The sequence below is a fragment of the bacterium genome (assembly GCA_022616075.1).
Classification (GTDB): domain Bacteria; phylum Acidobacteriota; class HRBIN11; order JAKEFK01; family JAKEFK01; genus JAKEFK01.
Map to the genome: position 1 here is coordinate 1 of JAKEFK010000304.1, position 4,855 is coordinate 4,855.

4 protein-coding genes are annotated in these 4,855 nt (G+C 49.4%); all 4 read right to left on the reverse strand.

The features are described from left to right. The coding region (locus L0156_24435; protein MCI0606147.1) for a right-handed parallel beta-helix repeat-containing protein at positions 1–965 on the reverse strand (965 nt) is incomplete at its 3' end. Positions 966–976: 11 nt separating this feature from the next. Continuing rightward, a complete protein-coding gene (locus L0156_24440) occupies positions 977–2,107 on the reverse strand; it encodes a hypothetical protein (protein MCI0606148.1) in 1,131 nt (376 codons plus the stop codon). A gap of 154 nt (positions 2,108–2,261) precedes the next feature. Continuing rightward, the gene (locus tag L0156_24445) at positions 2,262–3,515 is read right to left on the reverse strand and encodes an AAA family ATPase (protein ID MCI0606149.1); all 1,254 of its coding nucleotides are present in this window, start codon (positions 3,513–3,515) and stop codon (positions 2,262–2,264) included. Continuing rightward, positions 3,512–4,855, reverse strand: a 1,344-nt coding sequence (locus L0156_24450; GenBank protein MCI0606150.1) for an ABC transporter substrate-binding protein, incomplete at its 5' end; no start/stop codon positions are given. The genes L0156_24445 and L0156_24450, both read right to left, overlap by 4 nt.

Genomic DNA, 4,855 nt, shown 5'->3' on the forward strand with positions numbered 1-4,855 from the left:
AACGTAATTGGACTACCGGCTGTGCCGATTGCGATCAGCTTTGCGTTTACCAATAATTGAGTTCCCGATGCAAACTTTGCTGTGACTCCCGGATCAATCGTGAGCGTTGCGGTGGAAGGAATGGTGACTGTGCCCAAAATCTCCCAGGGAGCTCCCGAATGCCAAACAGCAGCTGCAATCGTGTTTCCTGGCCGCAACCCAACCGCGTTTTTAGTGCCGCCTCCGTTTCCAGTCAGGGTCAGTGATGCCAGAGAGTCAATACGAGTCGCTGAATCTGCTCCAATCGCATAGTTTCCGTTGTTGCTGATCGTGTTGTTGGAAAGGGGACCCCACGCGTAGCCTGTGTAATTGATTCCGTATGTGCCGTTGCCGGTGATCGTGGAATTGGTTACCTGTCCGCCGGTATTAATGGTAACGCCGGCTCCGGAACAATTGCTTATGGTAGAAGAATCAACTGTCACGTAATTTGCATTGCCTATATAGATTCCACTGGAGGAAGAATTGGATACAGTCAAATGGTCTATGGTTATCCAGGAGCCGGTATAAGGACCATTCATCGTAACTGAACCAGGGTCGGTAGCGCCGCCATAGGAAATATTGGCATACGATAATCGGCTGTTTATTACATCGGCGGGTGACGCAAAATAAATAGAACGCCAGCTGCCAGGCGTTGGGGTTGCTGCGTTGGAAGTGAACGTAATTGGATTGGCGGCGGTCCCGATTGCAATCAGCGTTCCGTTAACCGTTAACTGCGTTGCTGATGCGAATTTGACCGTGACTCCAGCCTCAATTGTCAGAGTAACACCGCTGTTAACTGTCACCGAGCAGGTCACGACATAAGGACTCTGGGAAGTTGTCCATGTTCCGGAAACCGTGCCGCATACATCGAGTGAATGAGCTGAACCACAAAAAAATAGTAAAACAAGAATGACTCCACTAAAGCTGAGAGTTTTACTGCGTCGCATTTTCCATCCCATTATGATTTCTTCCGTCCGGATATCTTGATTCGGAACGAATTGGTTGAGACCGGACCAAATTCGCTTCCAGCGTTGATTGCTATGTAGTGAAAGCCTTGAGATAAGTTTTCTACCGGAACCTTCAGCAGGAATTCAGTTTGAAGCGCCTCGATCTTTGAAACCATTCGATTGTTGACAAAAACACCAATCGATCCGGGTTGTTTTATGAAGTGAGCTACAGTTGGACCCTCCAAACGACCAGTGACCTCAACCACTTTTTCCTTTACGATCCAGGCTTTTTCGTTGTCCGACCAGGTTGCATTCACAGTTAAAATCATGGGTGGTGATATGTCTGACAACGTAGTCAGGCCGCTATGATGGTGATGATCCTGCGTAACATTTTGGTACAACGGTTCACCTTTTCTGCCGGCAATTGAATCCACAAATGTGATGTTTCGATTTGCTGTCGTAAGGATTGAATTCTCCGGTAGTGCAGTTGCAAAGATCGAAAAAACAAAATTTGGTAAGTCGGGAACGTAAATAGAATTTGACTCATCGTAGCCTGTCCAATGCTGGATTAGAGCTCCGCTGGTCTTGGCTTCGCGATTGACCAATGTCCTCAAAACCGGCCCCACTCCCTTTCCTGTTTTCGGATCAACGACTGCGGATCCGGCCTGGATGTGCACTCTGGCAGGTTCAGGAAGTTTATAGGTAAGGATCTTGTTCTGGCGATCATAGTATCCGACTTCCGCTTTCACTTCGCCAAGAGGCTTCTCTGCCGGAGCATACCTGAACGTTTTTCCACCAGAAATCAATTCCATATGAATTGAGTAGGCTTCATCCGGAACAATCGTTCCTTCATCGCTCCGCCCATTCCAAATAAATGAATGCTCGCCGGCGGCGATCCATTTTTCCTTAGCCAGCGTTCGAACAAGGTACGCGTCTCTATCCAGTACGAGGAGCGTTAACGATCCATCCACTGCTGATTGAAATTCAATTGCGATGTTTTCATTGATACCGGGATTGAAGAAGGGTCGAGAGATTTTTACGTCTTTGATTGCCGAGTCTGCCTGCAGACAAAGCGGCACACAAAGATAGAGGATTACGCAGAGCAGAAACATCTTTTTAAGGGTTTGTTGTTCGATTTTCATTAGGCTCCGGTTTAGGCAAGTTTGATGCCAGCGCAATCCCCTCTGTTTCGTTCCTGTTTGTTGTTGACAAAAACTACACTTCATTGCTTCTTCTCGAATTTTTGGGGATCAAAATCGGCATGTGTAGTTTTTGTCAACAAGCCGCGGCAGGAGCTTAAAGGAATTTTCTCATGCGAAGGTAGTCGACAAGATCGTCGTATAATCCGCCTTCATTCGCAAACAGAGCGTAGTTCTTTGCGATTTCAAACCAGGAACGGGCTGTCGATTTTACTTCTTTGAGGGCTTTCTTGAAATCGGACATGGTTATGGCGCGCGCCTGGTTTTGTTTCAGCGAATCTTCAATCGCGACTTCGGCAGCCGAGTCGCACAGATGCGCAACATCGGCGCCGGAGAAATCTTCGGTTCGACCGGCAATCCACGCGACATCGAGATCTTTTTCCACGGGTTTGCCGCGCAGATTGAGATGAACGATTGCTTCGCGCGCGGTTCTGTCAGGCGGCAACACCAGCAGAATGCGGTCCAGACGCCCGGGTCTGCGAAGGGCAACATCCACATCCCACGGATGGTTTGTTGCGGCAAGAACAAAGACTCCTTCATTATTGTTTTGAACGCTGTCCATTTCAGCGAGCAACTGATTCACAATGTTGTGTTCTGAAGAATGGCGCATCAGAGATCGTTTTCTTCCGAGTGCATCGATTTCATCGAAGAACAGAACGCAGGGCTGGCTTCTTCGGGCCAGCTCAAAGATTTCATGAAGGTTTCGCTCACTCTGGCCCAGCCACATATCCATCACATCGCTCAGCCCCACCGGAATGAATTTCGCTTTTAACTCGCCTGCGGTTGCGCGCGCGATATATGTCTTTCCACAACCGGGTGGGCCATACAAAAGCAAACCGCCGCGCAACGACTTACCATAGAGGTTCAGTATCGCCGGATTTTTCAGCGGAGCCAGAAATGCAAGATTCAATCTCCGTTTTACTTCCTCCATTCCTGCAACATCAGCAAGAGTGATGGTGGGTTTTTCCGATTCAACGATGGCACCGTCCGGTTCGACTCCCCCGCGAACCACTCGCAGAGCGCCTCCAAGTTCGTTGATTGGCTCGCTCGCAGAAGCCTGCGCGCCGGATTCATTTTGCGGAGCCGGCTCTTGCGCGGACAAAGCGAAATGAATTTTGCCGTAACGTTCAGCGGAAACAGGATCATTTGCCGCCATTGCGCAGTCCCTTGCCAGTGCAAGCACCTGCAGATCATCCGGTTTTTGCAACAAGAGGTGTTTGCAATGCTGAAGCGCATCAGCCGCCTGCGCATTTTGAAAAAGTAGCGTGGCTAAATGCAAGCGGAGAGCTTGATTCTCCGGATCTTTTTCTACGGCAGCGCGTATCGCATCTATTACACTTCCATCAATCATTTGCCTTTCCTGTTCCATCGCATCGACTTGATGTAAAGATATTCATCGGACCTCGGCTCAAATTGCACCTCTTGTCGCGAAGCCAGAACGCTGTTTTCCACATGCAGAGGGATGTACGGAAGCTCATTCATGCAAACTTCCATCGCTTTTTCCAGCAACCTCGCGCGCTCGGCCGGTTCGATTTTTCCCGCGCTGTCCTCTATCATCCGATCAACGTCCGGATTGCTGTAGCCGGAGACGTTCTGAATTCCGTAACCTGTTTCCGGGTTGGCTGAATGCACCAGATAATCCAGAGTGCCGCTCGCATCAGTGCTGGGAAGTGTCCAGCCCATCATTTGAAATGAGGAGTCGCCGCGATCACGCATTTGTTCGAGAACCTCGATTCCGACCGCATTCAAATTCGCCTGAATTCCTACCTCCTTCAGATCGGCCGCAATCGATTTTCCAATTTCCAGATCATTTCGATGGCGGTTGTTGGTTACATCAAAACGAACAGCAAAGCCGGCAGGATATCCCGCTTGTTTGAGAAGATCTCTGGAAAGAGCCGGATCATAATCCAGCCGGCGAATGGCCGCATTATGGCCGAATACTTTCGGCGCGGTGAGCTGGGATGCTTCCATTGCGTTTCCGCGCAATATTTCATTCACGATTTTTCTGACATTGACTGCATGATAGATCGCTTTTCGCACACGAAAATCCTTGAACGGATTGGAAGAAACATTGACATAAGGTGTTTTTTCGCGCTTCACATCCATTGCAAGAAAAAGTACGGTGAGCCCGGGAGTGCTGTGGATTTTGACTTTCGCAGTCTCCTGAAACATCGGATCCGTTAAGGCTTCCGGTTCTAATAATGGAATGATCTGAGCTTGATTCTGCTTGAGCATGTTGAGCCGCGCTCTTAAATCAGGAACCGCAGCAAAACGAACCAGGTCTATGGCTGGTTTGCCTCCCCAGTAATCCTGATTTGCGAAAAGCTCGACAAATTCTCCCGGTTTCCATTTGGCCAGCCGGTACGGACCGGTTCCGGGAATTTCCCGCGGAGGTCGCGGCTGCTCTGAAAAGAATTTTTGTGGAAGTATCCAGATGTCTACGAGCCGGCTTAAGAGAATGCTGTAGGGTTTCTGGGTGACAATCCGGATTGTATTTTCGCTAACGACATCCACGCGTTGCAGGACCGCGAGAGAACTGATCAGACTAGACGCTCGATCCTTGCGAGCTCGTTCTAAACTGAATTGGACATCCCGGGCCCGCAAAGGAGTACCATCATGAAACCGCACATTTGCGCGCAGCTTAAACAACCACGTTCTGTCATCAGGATTGGACCATTCCACGGCCAGAGC

Bases quoted from the DNA above. Each gene is read 5' to 3' on its own strand.
- L0156_24440 (MCI0606148.1), bottom strand. From the start codon at position 2,107: ATGAAAATCGAACAACAAACCCTTAAAAAGATGTTTCTGCTCTGCGTA.
- L0156_24445 (MCI0606149.1), bottom strand. From the start codon at position 3,515: ATGATTGATGGAAGTGTAATAGATGCGATACGCGCTGCCGTAGAAAAA.